Raw genomic sequence first — 16,636 nt, 5'->3', positions numbered from 1 at the left:
GGGCCGTGATGAAGCGCTTACATTTCCAGCGCAATCAATTCCTGCACCGTTTGGCGGCGGCGGATTTGGGTGATTTGATCGCCATCGACTAACACTTCAGGGATTAATGGCCGAGAGTTGTAATTGGACGACATGCTGGCGCCGTATGCGCCGGTGTCGTGAAACACCAGCAAATCGCCTATCTCGCAGCTTGGTAAATCCTGAGTAGTGACTTCCCCGCCTTCAATCTGGGTAAATACATCGCCTGATTCGCATAAAGGCCCGGCTACAACGGTGGGGCGAAGTGCGCCGCTGCGTGGCGAGCCATCCGGTGCATAGCTGCTGATGCGGTGATAGCTGCCATACATTGCTGGGCGGGCCAGATCATTAAAGCCTGCGTCGACCAAGGCAAAGAAGTTGCTCCCCACTTGTTTTTGCGCGCGTAGTTCAGAAATCAAGCAGCCCGATTGCGCCACTAAAAAGCGGCCAGGTTCGATTTCCATGCTGATCTTGTGGCCTAAATGCGTTTCAATTTCCTGACGCGCTTTATCCCAAATCTGGAAGTAATGATCGGTATCAACAATCGCATCCCCTACTTGGTAGGGAATCGATAAGCCACCGCCAATCGAAATCGCTGATAAATCCTGAGCGCAGGTTTTTACCTGGGCAATCATTGCATCGCAAACGCTTTGCAAATGATCGTAATCGACGCCCGAACCAATATGCATATGCAGGCCGATGAGCTTGAGTTTGTACTGGGCGATCAGCGCTAGGCTTTCTGCTAAATGCTTAAACCAGATGCCATGCTTACTTTGCTCGCCACCGGTATTGGTTTTACGGCTGTGCCCGTGGCCAAAGCCGGGGTTGATGCGTAGCCAAACTGAATGACCCGCGTGCGCTTGCCCTAGTTGTTCTAGCATTTGTGGCGAGCCACAGTTCACCGGAATATTGAGCTCAACCACGCGCGCCAGTGCTTTTTTATCTAAAAGATCGGCGGTAAAAACAATCGGCGCATGTTTGGCATGGCTATCAGGTACAAAGCCTGCCGCCAGCGCACGCTCGACTTCGCCCAGCGAAACTGAATCTACCAGCACGCCTTCTTCACGCATGAGTTTGAGTAAATGGATATTGCTGGAGGCTTTTTGCGCAAAGCGAATCACATCAAATTGACGCAGACGAGCAATTTGTGCCCGAATGGTTGCCGCATCATAGGCCCAGCAAGGGGTAGAAAATTGGTCGGCAATCTGGGCAATCTGGCAATTTGATATCATGGCTTGGCGCAGTAAGTAGATATAATGGACTTATAATTTAGCAAGGTATTCGTTTGGAATACAGGGCATTTCATAAGTAAATGCCAGATTTACCCAGAGTTTCACTGGAAATAAACCGAGTATGCTTATGAATCCGAAAATCGACCTTTTTGACCAGAAAATCCTGCAAATTTTGCAGACCGATGCACGGATGTCACACGCCGAAATAGGGCGGCAAGTGCACCTGAGCCAGCCTGCGGTTTCCGAGCGAATTAAAAGATTAGAGAGCAGCAATGTAATTCGCGGCTATCGGGCCGATATTAATCCCAAGGCTTTGGGCTATCAGATTACCGCGATGATTCGGCTATCCACCCAGCAAGGCAGGCCCTATGCGCAATTTGTGGCAGATTGCCCTGAGATTATTGATTGCTATACGGTGACGGGTGAGGATGGCGCAGTCATGCGGGTGCTGGCCACCGATGTAGAGCACTTGCAGCGCATTATTAATGAGCTGAATGCTTTTGGTTCGACCTCTACCGCTATTGTTTTAACCACCCATGTGCTGGGGAAAACGATTTCTATCGTGTAGGGCGGGCACGTTTTGGTGCCCACTCTGTCGAATTGAATTGTATGGTCATCATGTAGGCACGATATGTCGCTATGCTCGTTTATTTGGATGCAGCTGGCGCACTGGCCGTGGTGCTGGCAGGCTTTTCAGGTAGATAAAGGCCACCTTTAAAACCGCAGGCTGTAAGAGTGGCAATGGTCAATAGTAATAACAGCGCACGTATCATTTTGGCTACTAGTCAGTATTTAGTGGCAGAATCGCAATTCTAACATGCAGGGAATAGATTGAATGACCGAGTCCGAGTTTCTTGACCTCAGCGATAGCGTATTCGCAAAAATTGAAGCGGCACTGGATGATAGCGAGCTGGATGTAGATACCTTGCTCTCTGGCAATGTATTAGAAATCGAGTTTGAAGATCGTAGCAAAATTATTGTAAATCGCCACGCAGCCAACCAGGAGCTTTGGATTGCAGCACGCTCTGGCGGTTATCACTATCGCTTGCAGGGTGGCGTTTGGCAAAGCACCCGTGAAGCAGGAGAGTTTTTTGCTGACTTAAGCACGGCAATCAGCGCTCATGCTAAAGAAGATTTTCGCTTTTGATTGTTGAGCCAGCGTGGCTATCGGGCTTATTTGCTTCGGCTTTTTTATCTGCCACTTTGTTGCCGGGTAATTCTGAAGCGGCCCTCTTGGCTTATCTGCATTTTAATTCTCAGGGATTAATTCCTGCCTTATTGGTAGTTACGGCGGGTAATACCTTGGGCGGCTTGCTCACAGTATGGATGGGGCGTCGCCTGCCTGCTGCCCCCCAAGGCAAGGCTGTAGCTTGGGCGCAGAGAATTGGCCCAGTGAGTTTGTTGCTGACTTGGCTGCCGGTGGTAGGCGATGTTTTATGTGGTGTGGCCGGTTGGCTGCGTTGGCCTTGGCGGCAAGTTGCACTGTGGATGTTGTTGGGTAAGGTCGCACGCTATCTGGTGCTTGTAGGTGCAGCGAGCTGGTTGGTCGACAGCCCTGCAAGATTGCTCACTTAGATATAGATCAGTCTAAAAAGTCCGACAGGCTGTAGGAGCTTAATTTGTTGTCTCGACGTTTATTGGCATTGATTCTGGCTGCAAGCTTGATTTCTGCGCCCTTGCAGGCTGATGTGCAGCTACCCAATTTGGGTGAATCTTCACAAGAAGGCTTAAGCCCTTTGCAGGAACGGCAAATTGGCGAGTCGGCCATGCGTGAGTTACGGCGCAGCGGTGCAATGAGCGAAGACCCGGAGCTGGTTGCTTATCTAAGGCAGCTGGGCGGGCGTTTACTCGATGCCAGTGGTGAAACTGGAGTCCAATTTGTTTTTTTTCCTATGCTCGATCGCAGTATCAATGCTTTTGCCATACCCGGCGGTCTGGTAGGGGTGCATACCGGCTTAATTGTGCTGGCTCAGCATGAATCAGAGCTGGCTTCGGTGCTGTCGCACGAAATTGCCCACGTCACCCAGCATCACTTTGCCCGTCTTTTAGAAGGGCAAAAAATGGCACCTTGGGTTACGTTGGCCGCTTTAGGTTTAGCCATTGTGGCTGCGAGTGCGGGCAAAGGGGACGTGGCAATGGCGGGCTTGATGGGCAGCCAAGCCTATATGATTCAGCGCCAGCTCGATTACACCTATATGTTTGAGCAAGAGGCGGACCGAATCGGCATGCAAACTTTGCAAAAAGCTGGTTTTGATCAGGCGGCGATGCCTACTTTTTTTGATCGCATGCAAAAGAACTCACGGCTGGGGGAGGGCAATGCACCGGAGTTTTTGCGTACTCACCCGGTGACTTATAAGCGGATTAGCGACGCGCAAGCACGCTTAAAAGATAAGCCTTACCAGCAGTTTAAAGATTCCTTAGATTTCTTATTTGTGCGCGAAAAAGCGCGATTCTTGCAGATGGATGAGCAAGATGCCTTGGAATATTACCGTAAGACATTGAGCGAAAAAAAGTACGGCCATTTGCCTTCGCACTTATATGGCTTGGCTTTGGCGCAGCTAAGGGCATTTGATGCTGACGCCGCATGGGCCACATTGCAACAATCCAAACAAGCCTTGGGCAAAACACACTCCTCATTAGAGTATTTGGCGGGCAGCATCCGTTTGGCGCAAAAGCGCCCCAGTGACGCGCTGCAAATATTTAAAGAGGCCAGTAAACGCTTTCCCGCCAGCCGCGCACTGGTTTATGGTGAGATTGACGCGTTGATTGCTAATCAGCAATTGAGCGAGGCCTTAGCCAGCGCCCAATACGCGAGCGAGCTTTATCCTTCTGATGCTTATATCTGGCAGCGTATTTCTAAAATCCAAAATGCACGAGGCGATGCGGTACGCCAGCATCAGGCTCAAGCTGAGTATTACAGCCGTCTGGGCGAATATACCGCCGCGATAGAGCAGCTGCAGCAGGCGCAAAACGCAGGTGGTGGTGATTTTTATCTTTTATCGGCGATTGAGGCGCGTTTAAAAGAGCTAAAGCAAGAGCTGATACCGCTTAAGTGAGGAAGTTACTCCTTACTTAAGCTGCCCCACCTTAAAACGCAGTATTTCTAAATATACTTCCGGGTCGGGTGGGGTTTGGTTTCTTTGGGCTTGCCACATCATTTCACCTAAACCATCCATCATGGCGTGCAGGGCCGTGTGCTCTAGTGATAATTTTTCGCAGAGCTGCTGGTATAAGGCTTTGACGCCAACAGGCTGGTCGATCGAGATTTGTTCTTCAATCGCCAGATGCATGCTGATATGTAAAAAAGGATTGGTTTCGCCATATTCTGGCGGCCAGTCTTTATCTAAGTATTCTTCAGATAGAATCGGCTGGTACTCGGGGTGGTGCAGCAAAATGCCCGCGATTATTTTTTCGATATCGGCCAGCGGCACATTCGCCTGATGCTTTTGCCATGCTTGAATAAAAAAGCGGCGGGCTTCATCGCGGGACGGGTTAAATAACATATTTTCTCTACTAAGGATAAATGATGAGCAATATCGGTAATTTTAGCGTGCAAGGCATAGCAGGGGAAACGGTTGATTTGGCTCAGTACACCGGTTCAGTGGTTCTAGTGGTGAATGTGGCAAGCCAATGTGGTTTTACCCCGCAGTACGAAGGTTTACAAGCGCTCTATGAGCAGTATAAAGACCGTGGCTTGGTGGTGCTGGGCTTTCCGTGCAATCAGTTCGGTGCGCAAGAACCGGGTAGTGAGGCGGAAATTCTGGATTTTTGTACGACTAAATTTAACGTGAGTTTTCCGCTGTTTGCCAAGCTGGATGTGAACGGTGAAAACGCTTCGCCGCTCTTTACTTGGTTGAAGGAAGAGAAGCCGGGTTTGTTGGGCATTGAGGCGGTGAAATGGAATTTCAGTAAATTTTTACTAGATAAGCAAGGTAAAGTGGTTGATCGCTTTGCTCCGATGACAAAACCAGAAGATCTAAGTGCCGAGATTGAAAAGCTGCTGTAAGGATGTCTGCTATTCCTGATAGCTTTGCCTTATTACGTTGATGGATAAGGGCTTTTGCGGTAGAATGTGGCTCAATTTTGTGCATGCGGGATAGCGGAAGCTATCCCGTTTTGCCATCCTCAGAAATATCCGAACTCAATCTTGTGGGCGCAACGCCCAGGAGCCGCCTGTGTCAAAACCAGCCCTTCTTGCGCTTGCCGACGGCACCCTCTTTCATGGTATTTCCATCGGATGCGATGGCACAACCATTGGTGAGGTCGTGTTCAATACGTCGATGACCGGTTATCAGGAAATCCTGACAGACCCTTCGTACACCAAGCAAATGGTCACTTTGACCTACCCACATATCGGTAATTACGGCGTAAGCCCGGAAGATGTAGAGTCGAATTCCGTATTTGCCGCTGGCCTGATCATCCGTGATCTGCCGCTCCTACATTCTAATTTCCGCTCTGATATGAGTCTTGGCGAGTACCTCGTTAAGAATAATGTTGTGGCGATTGCAGATATTGATACCCGTAAGCTCACTCGTATTTTGCGCAGCAAAGGCGCTCAGCCAGGTTGTATTGTGACTGGCGACAATATCGATGCTGCTGCAGCGGTCGAAAAAGCCAAGTCGTTTGGCTCGATGGCTGGGCAAGATTTAGCGAAAGTGGTGAGTTGCAAAGAATCATTCGCATGGTCAACGCGTGAATGGAAGCTGGGCGCGGGTTATACCGAGCAAACTCATCCAGAATTCCACGTTGTTGCTTACGATTTTGGCGTGAAGTACAACATTTTGCGCATGCTGGCTGAACGCGGCTGCAAATTAACTATTGTGCCGGCTCAAACACCTGCCAGTGAAGTGTTGGCTTTGAAGCCTGATGGTGTGTTTTTATCTAATGGCCCAGGGGATCCCGAGCCTTGTGATTACGCCATTAGTGCCATTAAAGAAATCCTAGCGGCAGATTTGCCTGTATTTGGTATCTGTCTTGGCCATCAGTTATTGGGCCTTGCTAGCGGCGCTAAAACCAGCAAGATGAAGTTTGGTCACCATGGCGCAAATCATCCTGTGCAAGATTTAGCCAGCAAGCATGTGATGATCACCAGCCAGAATCACGGCTTTCAGGTGGATGAAACCAGCTTGCCTGCCAATGTGACGGTGACGCATCGCTCCCTGTTTGACGGCACAGTGCAAGGAATTGCCTTGACTGATAAACCTGCGTTTTCTTTCCAGGGGCACCCGGAAGCAAGCCCGGGGCCTACCGATGTGGCTTATCTATTTGATAAGTTTATCGGCTTGATGCGCGATCAAAAAGCAGCAGTGTAAAGGGCGTACTGTGCAGCTTTGGTTGCACAGCCTAGCGAAAAGTGGTTTGAGGGTAGAGCAATGCCAAAACGTACAGATTTAAAAAGCATCCTGATTATTGGCGCTGGTCCGATTGTGATCGGCCAGGCTTGTGAGTTTGACTATTCCGGAGCGCAAGCGTGCAAGGCGCTACGTGAAGAGGGTTACCGCGTTATTTTGGTGAATAGTAATCCTGCCACCATCATGACCGACCCGAATATGGCGGATGTGACTTACATCGAGCCAATTACCTGGCAGATGGTTGAAAAAATTATTGAGAAAGAGCGTCCATGCGCCTTGCTGCCAACGATGGGCGGCCAGACGGCATTGAATTGTGCGCTGGATCTGTGGCGTCACGGTGTATTGGAAAAGTACAACGTAGAAATGATTGGTGCAAAACCAGATGCCATCGATAAGGCCGAAGATCGCGGTAAATTTAAAGATGCAATGACCAAGATTGGGCTGTCTACGCCTAAATCGGGCATTGCACATAATATGGAACAAGCGCTTGCAGTGCAGGCGACGGTTGGCTATCCAACGCTGATTCGCCCTTCGTTTACCATGGGTGGCTCGGGCGGTGGTATTGCTTATAACCGTGAAGAGTTCGTCGAAATTTGTGATCGTGGTTTTGAAGCCTCGCCAACCAATGAATTGCTGATCGAGCAATCGGTATTGGGCTGGAAAGAATACGAGATGGAAGTGGTGCGCGATCGCGCCGACAATTGCATCATCATCTGCTCAATCGAAAACTTTGATCCGATGGGCGTGCATACCGGTGATTCGATCACCGTGGCCCCCGCGCAAACGCTGACCGATAAAGAATACCAAATCATGCGTAACGCCTCTTTGGCGGTATTGCGTGAGATTGGCGTGGATACGGGTGGTTCAAACGTTCAGTTTGCTACTAACCCAGAAAATGGCGAGATGATCGTTATTGAAATGAATCCACGCGTCAGCCGCTCTTCAGCATTGGCCTCTAAAGCAACGGGTTTCCCTATTGCTAAAGTGGCTGCCAAGCTGGCAGTAGGCTTTACTTTGGATGAATTGCAAAACGAAATCACTGGTGGCAAAACACCGGCCTCGTTTGAGCCTTCGATTGACTACGTTGTGACTAAAATTCCTCGTTTTGCTTTCGAGAAATTCCCACAAGCCAATAATAAACTGACAACACAAATGAAGTCAGTTGGCGAAGTGATGGCGATTGGCCGCACGGTGCAAGAATCCATGCAAAAAGCCCTGCGTGGCTTAGAAACCGGCATGTCTGGTTTTGATGAAATGACCACAGATCGCAGCCTGATCGAAGCTGAAATTGCAAATCCAGGCCCAGAGCGCATTTGGTATGTGGCCGATGCTTTCCGCGTTGGCATGAGCATGGACGAAGTATTTAATCTGACTAAGATTGATCCTTGGTTCCTGCGCCAGATCGAAGATCTTGTAATCGAAGAAAACGCGATTCGTGGCACGTCGGTTGAATCCATCGACTATGCCACCATGCGTCGCCTTAAGCGTAAAGGCTTCTCTGATCGTCGTTTAGCCTCATTGCTAGATACCGACCAAGCCGCGGTGCGTAAAGCGCGCCACGCACTTAAAATCCGCCCTGTTTATAAGCGTGTGGATACATGTGCGGCCGAGTTCTCTACTGATACCGCTTATATGTACTCGACTTATGAAGAAGAGTGCGAAGCGCAGCCGACTAATAATCGCAAAATTATGATTCTTGGCGGTGGCCCAAATCGTATCGGCCAAGGGATTGAGTTTGATTACTGCTGCGTACATGCGGCGCTGGCACTGCGTGAAGATGGCTTTGAAACCATCATGGTGAACTGCAATCCGGAAACCGTATCGACTGATTACGATACCTCGGATCGTCTGTACTTTGAGCCGCTCACACTGGAAGACGTGTTAGAAATCGTCAATATCGAAAAGCCTGAAGGCGTGATCGTGCAATACGGTGGCCAAACGCCATTGAAATTAGCTCGCGCACTCGAAGCCAACGGTGTACCGATTATTGGTACGACGCCAGATATGATCGATGCCGCAGAAGATCGTGAACGCTTCCAAAAGTTATTGCATGAATTAGGTCTGCGTCAGCCGCCTAATCGCACTGCACGTAATGAGCGCGATGCCTTGATTTTGGCCGCTGAAATTGGCTACCCGCTAGTGGTTCGTCCGTCCTATGTATTGGGCGGCCGTGCGATGGAAATCGTGCACCAGCAGTCAGATTTAGAGCGCTATATGCGTGAAGCTGTGAAAGTATCGAACGACAGCCCTGTGTTGCTTGATCGCTTCCTGAACGATGCGATTGAAGTAGACGTGGATGCAATTTGTGATGGCACCGATGTCTTGATCGGCGGCATTATGGAGCACATCGAACAGGCTGGCGTGCACTCTGGTGACTCAGCATGCTCCTTGCCACCATTTAGCTTGTCGAAAGAAATTCAAGATGAGCTACGTCGTCAGACGGTATTAATGGCTAAGGGCTTGAACGTGGTTGGCCTGATGAATGTGCAGTTTGCGATTCAGGGTAAGGGTGATGATGCCGTGGTGTTTGTGCTGGAAGTCAATCCACGCGCGTCCCGTACTGTGCCTTATGTATCAAAAGCCACGAGCTTGCCGATTGCTAAGATCGCTGCGCGTTGTATGGCGGGTCAGAGCCTTGTTTCACAAGGGATGACTAAGGAAGTGATTCCGCCTTACTTCTCGGTGAAAGAAGCCGTGTTCCCGTTTATTAAATTCCCAGGCGTAGATTCAATTCTTGGCCCGGAAATGAAATCAACTGGTGAAGTGATGGGCGTCGGCGATACTTTTGCCGAAGCATTTGTAAAATCACAGCTTGCTGCTGGTGTTGCTTTACCTACTCAGGGCAATGTATTTATCTCGGTGCGTGATGGGGATAAAACAGGCGCAATTGAGTGCGCTAAAGTATTAACAGGTCTTGGCTTTAAGGTATTTGCCACTAAGGGCACGGCCGCAGAAATCAGCGGCGCGGGTGTTGTGGTGCAAAGCGTGAATAAAGTGACCGAAGGACGTCCGCATATCGTTGATATGATCAAGAATGGCGAAATTGGCATGATAGTGAATACTGTCGATGAACGTCGCCAAGCCATTCAGGATTCTTACTCGATTCGCCATGAAGCCATGAAGGCCCGCTTACCTGTGTTTACAACGATTGCAGGTGCAAAAGCGGCGTGTATCGGGATGCGTGATTTGGGTGAAATGCGAGTTTATGATCTGCAGGGCTTGCATCGTACGATCAAACACTGATAATTTACGCCCTAAGGTTCTTGAATGATGTTTCATTCTGATGAAATATCATTCACAAGAACTTAAGTAAAAGCCGCCGTCCACTCGTGACGGCGGCTCTTCTTTTTGGATGGAGACTGTAAAGAAATGATAAAAATTCCGCTCACCGTACAAGGTGCGGTAAAACTAAAAGCCGAACTGCAAAACCTCAAGAGCGTAGAGCGCCCGTCAGTGATTGCAGCGATTGCCGAAGCACGTTCGCACGGCGATTTATCAGAAAACGCTGAGTATGATGCAGCGAAAGAAAGGCAGGGCTTTGTTGAAGGCCGTATTGCTGAGCTGGAAAGTAAGCTTTCTAATGCCCAGCTGATCGAGCCGGCCAGCCTTGCCGAAACCGCCGAAGGCCGAGTGGTGTTTGGCGCGACGGTTGATCTGGAAGACTTAGAAACTAGCAACAAAGTCACTTACCAGATCGTCGGTGATGAAGAAGCTGAAATCAAAGAATTTAAAATCTCCGTATCCAGCCCAATTGCGCGTGCACTGATCGGCAAATATGCTGGTGATGTAGCCGAAGTGATGGCGCCTGGCGGGATTCGTGAGTATGAAGTTCTCGATGTTAAATACATTTAAAGATGGCTGCGAAGCCTAGTTTGCTTTGCCAGGAAAGGGCTTTAAACCTTCATTTATAAATATAAATGTCGGTTTTTAGTTTTTTTGCTCAGCCTTAGGCTTCACGCAACATTGTTTAACTGCTTTTTTATCTGGAAACGCAATGGGCTTAGGTTCAGGTTTAAAAAACCTCCTCACCGTGCTGTGGATTGGCGGTATGTGGACCATTGGTGTGATCGCAGCGCCTGCGCTGTTTGCTGGCTTAGATAAAGCCACGGCAGGCATGGTTGCAGGCAAGCTATTTCACGCGATTGGCTGGGTGGGGATTGTTGCAGGTGTGTATCTGGCCATTTGGTGGGTTTGGCAAATGGGTATGCGCGGATTACAGAGTGGAAAATTCTGGCTGGTAATGGGGATGTTGTTATGCACGCTGGTTAATCAGTTTGCTATCTTTCCGCTGATTGCCAGTTTAAAGCCTGCTGTAAGCACTGCTGCGGAAGGGATGTTTGGCGGTGGTCTGGCTCAGTGGCATACCATTTCCAGCTTGATTTATCTTTTGCAGAGTGTGTTTGGTATAATTTACATTTGGTCTGATGGTGACCGTTAAGTCATCATGGCGCAAAGATTAGGGCGACCTAAGCCGCCCTAATACATGTAAAACCCGTTTATTTGGCTTTTTTTGCCTTGGGTAGTACGATCCGTGGCTTATCGCTATTTGATGCGCGATAGATCACTAACAGCTTGCCAATGTGTTGAACGGCAGATGCACCTAGTTCAGAACAGATCTTTTGCAGGTATTCTTCACGCAGAGCGCGATCATCACCCAGAACTCGGATTTTAATGAGTTCGTGCGCGTCTAAATTAACAGCAATCTCGCGGATTACCGCGTCTGCCAAGCCATTATTGCCGATCATTACGACTGGATCGATATGATGAGCCAAACTTTTTAGATGGCGACGCTGATCCGATGTGAGTTCCATTGTTTCAAATCCTTGACTAAACAGGCAATTTTACCTCATGGCTCGTAGCAATTCCAGTAATGCGTGGATGAAGGAACACGTCAACGATCATTATGTTCATCAGGCAAAAAAAGAAGGCTACCGCGCGCGCGCTGCTTATAAACTGCTTGAGATTAATGAAAAAGATAAGTTATTCAAACAAGGCCTGTGGGTGGCTGATCTTGGCGCTGCGCCCGGAAGCTGGTCGCAAGTCGCTAGTCAGAATGTAGGTGAGTCTGGTCGCGTTTTTGCGCTAGACTTACTGGATATGACGCCGATCCGTGGCGTGGACTTTATTCAGGGTGATTTCCGTGATGAAGAAGTACTGGCTCACTACACAGAATTACTCGCTGGTCGTCAGGTAGACCTTGTGATTTGTGATATGGCCCCCAATATAACGGGTAATGCGGTAATGGATCAGGCTCGTAGTATGCTTTTATGTGAGCTGGCCTTAGATTTTGTTCGTGAGCAATTGAAACCAAATGGGCATTTTCTGGTCAAGGTATTCCAAGGTTATGGTTTTACCGAATATATGTCTGCCATGCGTGAGACATTTTCCAGTGTGGTAACCCGTAACCCTAAGGCTTCGCGTGATCGTAGCAATGAAACTTATTTGCTCGGCAAGCAGAAAAAAGCCTGATAGAGCATATTGGATTTCAGTGCCTGTAGCAGGTAGTGTTAAGCCAACAGCTTATTAAACCTAAACGCGTAGAATTTTTTCTTTCATCCCCTCGGGGATAATCAGGAGTAGCGCCGTGAACAATCTCGGCAAGAACATCGCCATCTGGCTCGTCATTGGTCTGGTACTAATGACAGTCTTTAATCAATTTTCCCGCAAGCAAGAAGCAAGTGGGCAAGTGGCGTATTCGCAATTTATGGCCGATGTAGAGGCTGATCGTATTGCTAGTGCAGAAATCGAGGGCAACCCGATTCGCGGCCAGATTATTAAAGGCAAGCGTAACGACGGCACGGCATTCTCTACACTGGCTCCTTTTGATTTCCGTATGGTTGATACGCTGATCAAGCACAACGTGAAGTTTGCAGCAAAGGCTGAAGAAGAGCCGAGCTTCTTGATGAATTTATTCATCAATTGGTTCCCTATGCTGCTATTGATTGGTGTGTGGGTGTTCTTTATGCGTCAGATGCAAGGCGGCGGTAAAGGCGGTGCATTTAGCTTTGGTAAATCAAAGGCGCGCTTGTTAGATGAAGCGACCAATGTGATTACCTTTGCTGATGTAGCTGGCTGCGATGAAGCCAAGGCTGATGTATCAGAAATCGTTGATTACCTGCGTGATCCTAGCAAATATCAAAGCTTAGGTGGCCGCATGCCACGCGGTATCTTGCTGGTAGGCCCTCCGGGGACGGGTAAAACCTTGCTGGCTAAGGCGATTGCTGGCGAAGCCAAAGTACCGTTCTTTAGCATCTCTGGTTCAGATTTCGTTGAAATGTTCGTGGGCGTGGGTGCTGCCCGTGTTCGTGATATGTTTGAAAACGCTAAGAAAAATGCGCCTTGCATTATCTTTATCGATGAAATTGATGCGGTGGGTCGTCAGCGCGGTGCCGGTATGGGCGGTGGTAATGATGAACGCGAGCAAACACTGAACCAGATGCTGGTTGAGATGGATGGTTTTGAAGGCAATTCCGGCATTATGGTGATTGCGGCAACCAACCGTCCTGATGTGCTTGATCCTGCTTTGCTGCGTCCAGGTCGTTTCGATCGCCAAGTCATGGTGTCATTGCCGGATATTCGTGGTCGCGAGCAGATCCTTGGCGTGCATATGCGCAAAGTACCGATCTCTAATGATGTCGATGCCCAGGTGATTGCGCGTGGTACACCAGGGTTCTCTGGTGCTGATTTGGCTAACTTGGTGAATGAAGCGGCGTTGTTTGCTGCTCGCCGTGTGAAGCGTCTGGTTGATATGGACGATTTTGAATCGGCTAAAGATAAAATCATGATGGGGTCGGAGCGTCGCTCTATGGTCATGAGTGAAGAAGAAAAAACCAATACCGCGTACCACGAATCGGGTCATGCGGTAGTGGCTAAGCTCTTGCCTAAATCTGATCCTGTGCATAAAGTGACTATTATTCCACGTGGCCGTGCGCTGGGTGTAACGATGCAGCTACCAGAAGCCGATCGCTATGCTTATGATCGTGGTTATCTGATGGATAGAATTGCAATTCTGTTTGGTGGCCGTATTGCCGAAGAATTGTTTATGAATCAGATGACGACAGGCGCATCGAATGACTTTGAACGTGCTACTTCATTAGCACGCGATATGGTGACTCGTTACGGCATGACCGATGCTTTAGGCCCGATGGTTTATGGCGAAAACGAAGGCGAAGTATTCTTGGGCCGCTCGGTAACGACGCATAAGAATATGTCTGAAGCGACCATGATGCAGGTAGATGCTGAAATTCGCCGCATTATCGATGAGCAATACGGCTTAGCCCGTCGCTTGCTTGAAGAGAATCGCGATAAAGTCGAAGCCATGACCGCAGCCTTGCTGGAATGGGAAACCATTGATGCAGAGCAGATTGAAGACATCATGCAAGGCCGTACACCAAAGCCACCTAAGGCTTTGCCTGTGAAGCCAAATACACCCAGTGGCGGCGATCGTCCAAGTGGTGAAGCACCAGCAACACCTGTGATTACTACACCAGCAACAGAAGCTTAATTGCTCAATAGTGATCAATAAAATAGGCGGCCTAATTTATAGGCCGCTTTTTTTTTGCCAAATTCACCGAATAAGTGCTTTGGCCATTGTTGCGGAAAATTTAACAACAAGGAATAAAATGCAAAAACTGCAATGCGGACGTTTTATGCTAGATTTGCAGCGCCCACTCTTAATGGGAATTGTGAATATCACACCCGATTCTTTTTCGGACGGCGGGCATTACTGTCAAATTAATGCGGCTTTAGCCCATGCAGAAAAACTACTGGCTGATGGTGCCGATATCCTGGATATCGGCGGCGAATCAACCCGGCCAGGTGCAGCTTTTGTGCCTGCTGATGAAGAAACAAGCCGGGTGATCCCGGTGATTAAAGCGCTACAAAGCTTTAATGTGCCCATATCTATTGATACGCGTAAAGCGGTGGTGATGCGTGCAGCGCTAGATGCTGGCGTTGATTTGGTGAATGATATTTCTGCGCTGGAAGATAAAGGCGCTTTGGAGCTGGTTGCCCAAAGTAATGCGGCAATTTGCCTGATGCATATGCAAGGGGATCCGCATAATATGCAAGCCACGCCTAATTATCTGGATGTGGTAGTGCAAGTGTCGGCTTATTTAGCGGCAAGGCGCGATGCTGCTTTAGCGGCTGGGATCTCACATCATCGCTTATTACTTGATCCGGGGTTTGGTTTTGGTAAAACGCTGGAGCACAATATCGCTTTGTTTAAAGCCCTGCCAGATTTGCTGGGTCAGTTAGCAACGCCTTTATTGATTGGGGTTTCACGTAAAAGTATGCTGGGCCAAATTACTGGTCAGGCCGTGGCGGACAGAATGCCTGCCAGTATTGCTGCGGCGTTGATGGCTGCACAAGCAGGTTCTGCGGTAATTCGGGTTCATGATGTGAGGGAAACAGTGGATGCTTTAAAGATTTGGCATGCCTTACAATAGTTGCCAGTTAGTAGTTTGTTATTGAGCAATACTCTCCTGCTAAAGGTGAGTCAAAATACATATTAATCATTGGGGTGAAGAATGGGTCGCAAGTATTTTGGAACAGATGGTGTACGTGGTTTGGTGGGTGAATACCCGATTACTCCTGAGTTTGCGATGAAGCTGGGCTATGCCGCAGGCAAAGTACTTGCCGCAGAGAGTAAGCGTGGCAATGGGGATCATGCAGCGGTACTGATCGGTAAAGATACCCGTGTGTCAGGCTATATGCTGGAGGCCGCGTTACAAGCGGGTTTAAATGCCGCTGGTGTTGATGTTTACCTGACCGGCCCTTTGCCTACTCCAGGCATCGCTTATCTGACTCGTGCGCTACGGTTATCTGCGGGTGTTGTGATTTCTGCATCGCACAACCCTTATCACGATAATGGAATTAAGTTTTTTGGTGCAGGCGGTAAAAAGCTGGCTGATGATGTGGAATTAGCAATTGAAGCAGCAATCGATGAAAACCAGCCTTGCGTGTCGCCCAAGCGCATTGGTAAATCCTGGCGTGTAGACGATGCAGCAGGTCGCTATATCGAGTTTTGTAAATCCACTTTTCCAAATGAGCTGGATTTGCGTGGCTTAAAGCTGGTGGTTGATTGTGCTCACGGTGCAACTTATGATATTGCCCCGCATGTATTTCATGAGTTGGGTGCAGAAGTGATCAAGATCGGTGTGGCACCGAATGGTTACAATATTAACGAAGAAGTTGGAGCCACTCACCCCGAAACAGCGCGCAAAGCGGTACTGGCTGAAGGTGCAGATTTTGGGATTTCACTCGATGGTGATGGCGATCGTCTGATTATGATCGATCGGGATGGCACGATTGTCGACGGCGATCAATTGCTCTATGCGCTGGCTTGCTATCGCCAGGATAAAGGTACTTTAGGTGCTGGCGTGGTGGGTACTTTGATGACCAACTTAGGCGTTGAAAATGGCTTAAAAGCGCGGGGTATTGGTTTTGAGCGAGCTAAAGTTGGTGATCGTTATGTGCTAGAAAAGCTGCTGGCCAATAACTGGCTGGTGGGCGGAGAAGGCTCGGGGCATTTGCTGTGTCTTGATAAACACTCCACTGGGGACGGTATTGTGTCGGCCCTGCAAGTGTTGCAAGCCTTAAAAGAAAGCGGCAAGACGCTGGCTCAGTATTGTCATGATCTGGTGCTATCGACACAAGTGCTCAAAAACGTGCGTATCGCTAAAGGCTTTGATTGCCATGCTTCGGAGCTTATCAAGGCCGAAGTGAGCAAGGCAGAGGCTGCAATGGGTGAAGATGGTCGTGTTTTACTGCGTCCTTCAGGCACCGAGCCGGTAGTACGGGTGATGGTTGAGCATATTGATATGGTCATTGCCCGCGATTGGGCTGAGCGTATTGCAAAAGTTGTGAGCGCTGAGGCGAACGCCGAGTAATGAAATAGCAGGGTGGATGTTTATTCATCCTGCTATTCAGATAAAAAATATTTAGCTTTAGTTGCAATCAGGATACTTAGAGATTCTTTTAATGATTTGTCATGGTAATTAAACAATTCTGTAACTTAATACTCTTAGAATTGCT

The 16,636-nt window shown here is 48.8% G+C and carries 17 protein-coding genes; 13 read left to right on the top strand and 4 right to left on the bottom strand.

Annotated features, from left to right (window positions below):
• Nucleotides 1-17 precede the first annotated feature (17 nt).
• Complete coding sequence (lysA, locus tag VN23_RS13190) at nucleotides 18-1,250, bottom strand: diaminopimelate decarboxylase (RefSeq protein WP_046352307.1); 1,233 nt, start codon at nucleotides 1,248-1,250, stop codon at nucleotides 18-20.
• 127 nt (nucleotides 1,251-1,377) lie between these two features.
• Between lysA and VN23_RS13185 the strand changes: the two genes are divergently transcribed.
• Nucleotides 1,378-1,818, top strand: a complete 441-nt coding sequence (locus VN23_RS13185; RefSeq protein WP_197432920.1) for an Lrp/AsnC family transcriptional regulator — start codon at nucleotides 1,378-1,380, stop codon at nucleotides 1,816-1,818.
• Nucleotides 1,819-1,897: 79 nt separating this feature from the next.
• Here VN23_RS13185 and lptM read toward each other — a convergent pair whose 3' ends face one another.
• Complete coding sequence (gene lptM / locus VN23_RS22460) at nucleotides 1,898-2,023, bottom strand: LPS translocon maturation chaperone LptM (protein WP_156455205.1); 126 nt, start codon at nucleotides 2,021-2,023, stop codon at nucleotides 1,898-1,900.
• A 62-nt stretch (nucleotides 2,024-2,085) separates the two neighbouring features.
• Here lptM and cyaY point away from each other — a divergent pair, with 62 nt between their 5' ends.
• Genes cyaY through VN23_RS13170 form a run of 3 tightly spaced genes read left to right on the top strand, consistent with a single transcriptional unit; the run spans nucleotide 2,086 to nucleotide 4,306 of the window.
• A complete protein-coding gene (cyaY, locus tag VN23_RS13180) occupies nucleotides 2,086-2,397 on the top strand; it encodes an iron donor protein CyaY (RefSeq protein WP_046352306.1) in 312 nt (103 codons plus the stop codon).
• Nucleotides 2,394-2,825 (top strand): YqaA family protein, encoded by a 432-nt coding sequence (locus VN23_RS13175; RefSeq protein ID WP_197432919.1) that lies wholly within the window; start codon nucleotides 2,394-2,396, stop codon nucleotides 2,823-2,825. Before cyaY ends, VN23_RS13175 begins: the two co-directional genes overlap by 4 nt.
• 47 nt (nucleotides 2,826-2,872) lie before the next feature.
• A complete protein-coding gene (locus VN23_RS13170) occupies nucleotides 2,873-4,306 on the top strand; it encodes a M48 family metalloprotease (protein WP_046352595.1) in 1,434 nt (477 codons plus the stop codon).
• Nucleotides 4,307-4,318: 12 nt separating this feature from the next.
• On the opposite strand, the gene VN23_RS13165 is transcribed toward VN23_RS13170, so the two are convergent.
• Nucleotides 4,319-4,753 (bottom strand): DUF1841 family protein, encoded by a 435-nt coding sequence (locus VN23_RS13165; RefSeq protein ID WP_046352305.1) that lies wholly within the window; start codon nucleotides 4,751-4,753, stop codon nucleotides 4,319-4,321.
• A 23-nt stretch (nucleotides 4,754-4,776) separates the two neighbouring features.
• On the opposite strand from VN23_RS13165, the gene VN23_RS13160 reads away from it, so the two are divergent.
• The 5 genes from VN23_RS13160 to VN23_RS13140 all read left to right on the top strand — a co-directional run bounded on the left by VN23_RS13160 (nucleotide 4,777) and on the right by VN23_RS13140 (nucleotide 11,039).
• On the top strand, nucleotides 4,777-5,256 hold the full coding sequence (locus tag VN23_RS13160) for a glutathione peroxidase (protein ID WP_046352304.1): 480 nt from the start codon (nucleotides 4,777-4,779) through the stop codon (nucleotides 5,254-5,256).
• A gap of 169 nt (nucleotides 5,257-5,425) precedes the next feature.
• Nucleotides 5,426-6,562 carry a glutamine-hydrolyzing carbamoyl-phosphate synthase small subunit gene (carA, locus tag VN23_RS13155; RefSeq protein WP_046352303.1) on the top strand — a complete coding sequence of 379 codons (1,137 nt, stop codon included), beginning with the start codon at nucleotides 5,426-5,428 and terminating at the stop codon, nucleotides 6,560-6,562.
• Between the two features lie 60 nt (nucleotides 6,563-6,622).
• Complete coding sequence (gene carB / locus VN23_RS13150; RefSeq protein WP_046352302.1) at nucleotides 6,623-9,844, top strand: carbamoyl-phosphate synthase large subunit; 3,222 nt, start codon at nucleotides 6,623-6,625, stop codon at nucleotides 9,842-9,844.
• A gap of 126 nt (nucleotides 9,845-9,970) precedes the next feature.
• The gene (gene greA, locus VN23_RS13145) at nucleotides 9,971-10,453 is read left to right on the top strand and encodes a transcription elongation factor GreA (RefSeq protein WP_046352301.1); all 483 of its coding nucleotides are present in this window, start codon (nucleotides 9,971-9,973) and stop codon (nucleotides 10,451-10,453) included.
• A 142-nt stretch (nucleotides 10,454-10,595) separates the two neighbouring features.
• A complete protein-coding gene (locus tag VN23_RS13140) occupies nucleotides 10,596-11,039 on the top strand; it encodes a DUF4149 domain-containing protein (protein WP_046352300.1) in 444 nt (147 codons plus the stop codon).
• A 58-nt stretch (nucleotides 11,040-11,097) separates the two neighbouring features.
• On the opposite strand, the gene yhbY is transcribed toward VN23_RS13140, so the two are convergent.
• Entirely contained in the window at nucleotides 11,098-11,412 is a 315-nt protein-coding gene (gene yhbY, locus VN23_RS13135) for a ribosome assembly RNA-binding protein YhbY (protein WP_046352299.1), read from the bottom strand.
• Nucleotides 11,413-11,449: 37 nt separating this feature from the next.
• Between yhbY and rlmE the strand changes: the two genes are divergently transcribed.
• From rlmE to glmM, 4 genes are all read left to right on the top strand, one after another.
• On the top strand, nucleotides 11,450-12,070 hold the full coding sequence (gene rlmE / locus VN23_RS13130; protein WP_046352298.1) for a 23S rRNA (uridine(2552)-2'-O)-methyltransferase RlmE: 621 nt from the start codon (nucleotides 11,450-11,452) through the stop codon (nucleotides 12,068-12,070).
• 115 nt (nucleotides 12,071-12,185) lie between these two features.
• Complete coding sequence (gene ftsH / locus VN23_RS13125) at nucleotides 12,186-14,105, top strand: ATP-dependent zinc metalloprotease FtsH (protein ID WP_046352297.1); 1,920 nt, start codon at nucleotides 12,186-12,188, stop codon at nucleotides 14,103-14,105.
• Nucleotides 14,106-14,223: 118 nt separating this feature from the next.
• Nucleotides 14,224-15,048, top strand: a complete 825-nt coding sequence (folP, locus tag VN23_RS13120; RefSeq protein ID WP_046352296.1) for a dihydropteroate synthase — start codon at nucleotides 14,224-14,226, stop codon at nucleotides 15,046-15,048.
• Nucleotides 15,049-15,129: 81 nt separating this feature from the next.
• Nucleotides 15,130-16,491, top strand: a complete 1,362-nt coding sequence (gene glmM, locus VN23_RS13115; protein ID WP_046352295.1) for a phosphoglucosamine mutase — start codon at nucleotides 15,130-15,132, stop codon at nucleotides 16,489-16,491.
• The last annotated feature ends 145 nt before the right edge of the window (nucleotides 16,492-16,636 follow it).

Origin of the sequence: Janthinobacterium sp. B9-8 (genome assembly GCF_000969645.2) — a bacterium.
Lineage (GTDB): Bacteria > Pseudomonadota > Gammaproteobacteria > Burkholderiales > Chitinibacteraceae > Iodobacter.
Note: the sequence above shows the minus strand (reverse complement) of the source record. Positions and strands in the feature narration are given on the sequence as shown.

What these genes read in the sequence shown, in the direction of transcription:
- lysA (WP_046352307.1), bottom strand. Translation starts at nt 1,250, where the DNA reads ATGATATCAAATTGCCAGATTGCCCAGATTGCCGACCAATTTTCTACC.
- VN23_RS13185 (WP_197432920.1), top strand. Translation starts at nt 1,378, where the DNA reads ATGAATCCGAAAATCGACCTTTTTGACCAGAAAATCCTGCAAATTTTG.
- lptM (WP_156455205.1), bottom strand. Translation starts at nt 2,023, where the DNA reads ATGATACGTGCGCTGTTATTACTATTGACCATTGCCACTCTTACAGCC.
- cyaY (WP_046352306.1), top strand. Translation starts at nt 2,086, where the DNA reads ATGACCGAGTCCGAGTTTCTTGACCTCAGCGATAGCGTATTCGCAAAA.
- VN23_RS13165 (WP_046352305.1), bottom strand. Translation starts at nt 4,753, where the DNA reads ATGTTATTTAACCCGTCCCGCGATGAAGCCCGCCGCTTTTTTATTCAA.
- VN23_RS13160 (WP_046352304.1), top strand. Translation starts at nt 4,777, where the DNA reads ATGAGCAATATCGGTAATTTTAGCGTGCAAGGCATAGCAGGGGAAACG.
- carB (WP_046352302.1), top strand. Translation starts at nt 6,623, where the DNA reads ATGCCAAAACGTACAGATTTAAAAAGCATCCTGATTATTGGCGCTGGT.
- greA (WP_046352301.1), top strand. Translation starts at nt 9,971, where the DNA reads ATGATAAAAATTCCGCTCACCGTACAAGGTGCGGTAAAACTAAAAGCC.
- VN23_RS13140 (WP_046352300.1), top strand. Translation starts at nt 10,596, where the DNA reads ATGGGCTTAGGTTCAGGTTTAAAAAACCTCCTCACCGTGCTGTGGATT.
- yhbY (WP_046352299.1), bottom strand. Translation starts at nt 11,412, where the DNA reads ATGGAACTCACATCGGATCAGCGTCGCCATCTAAAAAGTTTGGCTCAT.
- rlmE (WP_046352298.1), top strand. Translation starts at nt 11,450, where the DNA reads ATGGCTCGTAGCAATTCCAGTAATGCGTGGATGAAGGAACACGTCAAC.
- folP (WP_046352296.1), top strand. Translation starts at nt 14,224, where the DNA reads ATGCAAAAACTGCAATGCGGACGTTTTATGCTAGATTTGCAGCGCCCA.
- glmM (WP_046352295.1), top strand. Translation starts at nt 15,130, where the DNA reads ATGGGTCGCAAGTATTTTGGAACAGATGGTGTACGTGGTTTGGTGGGT.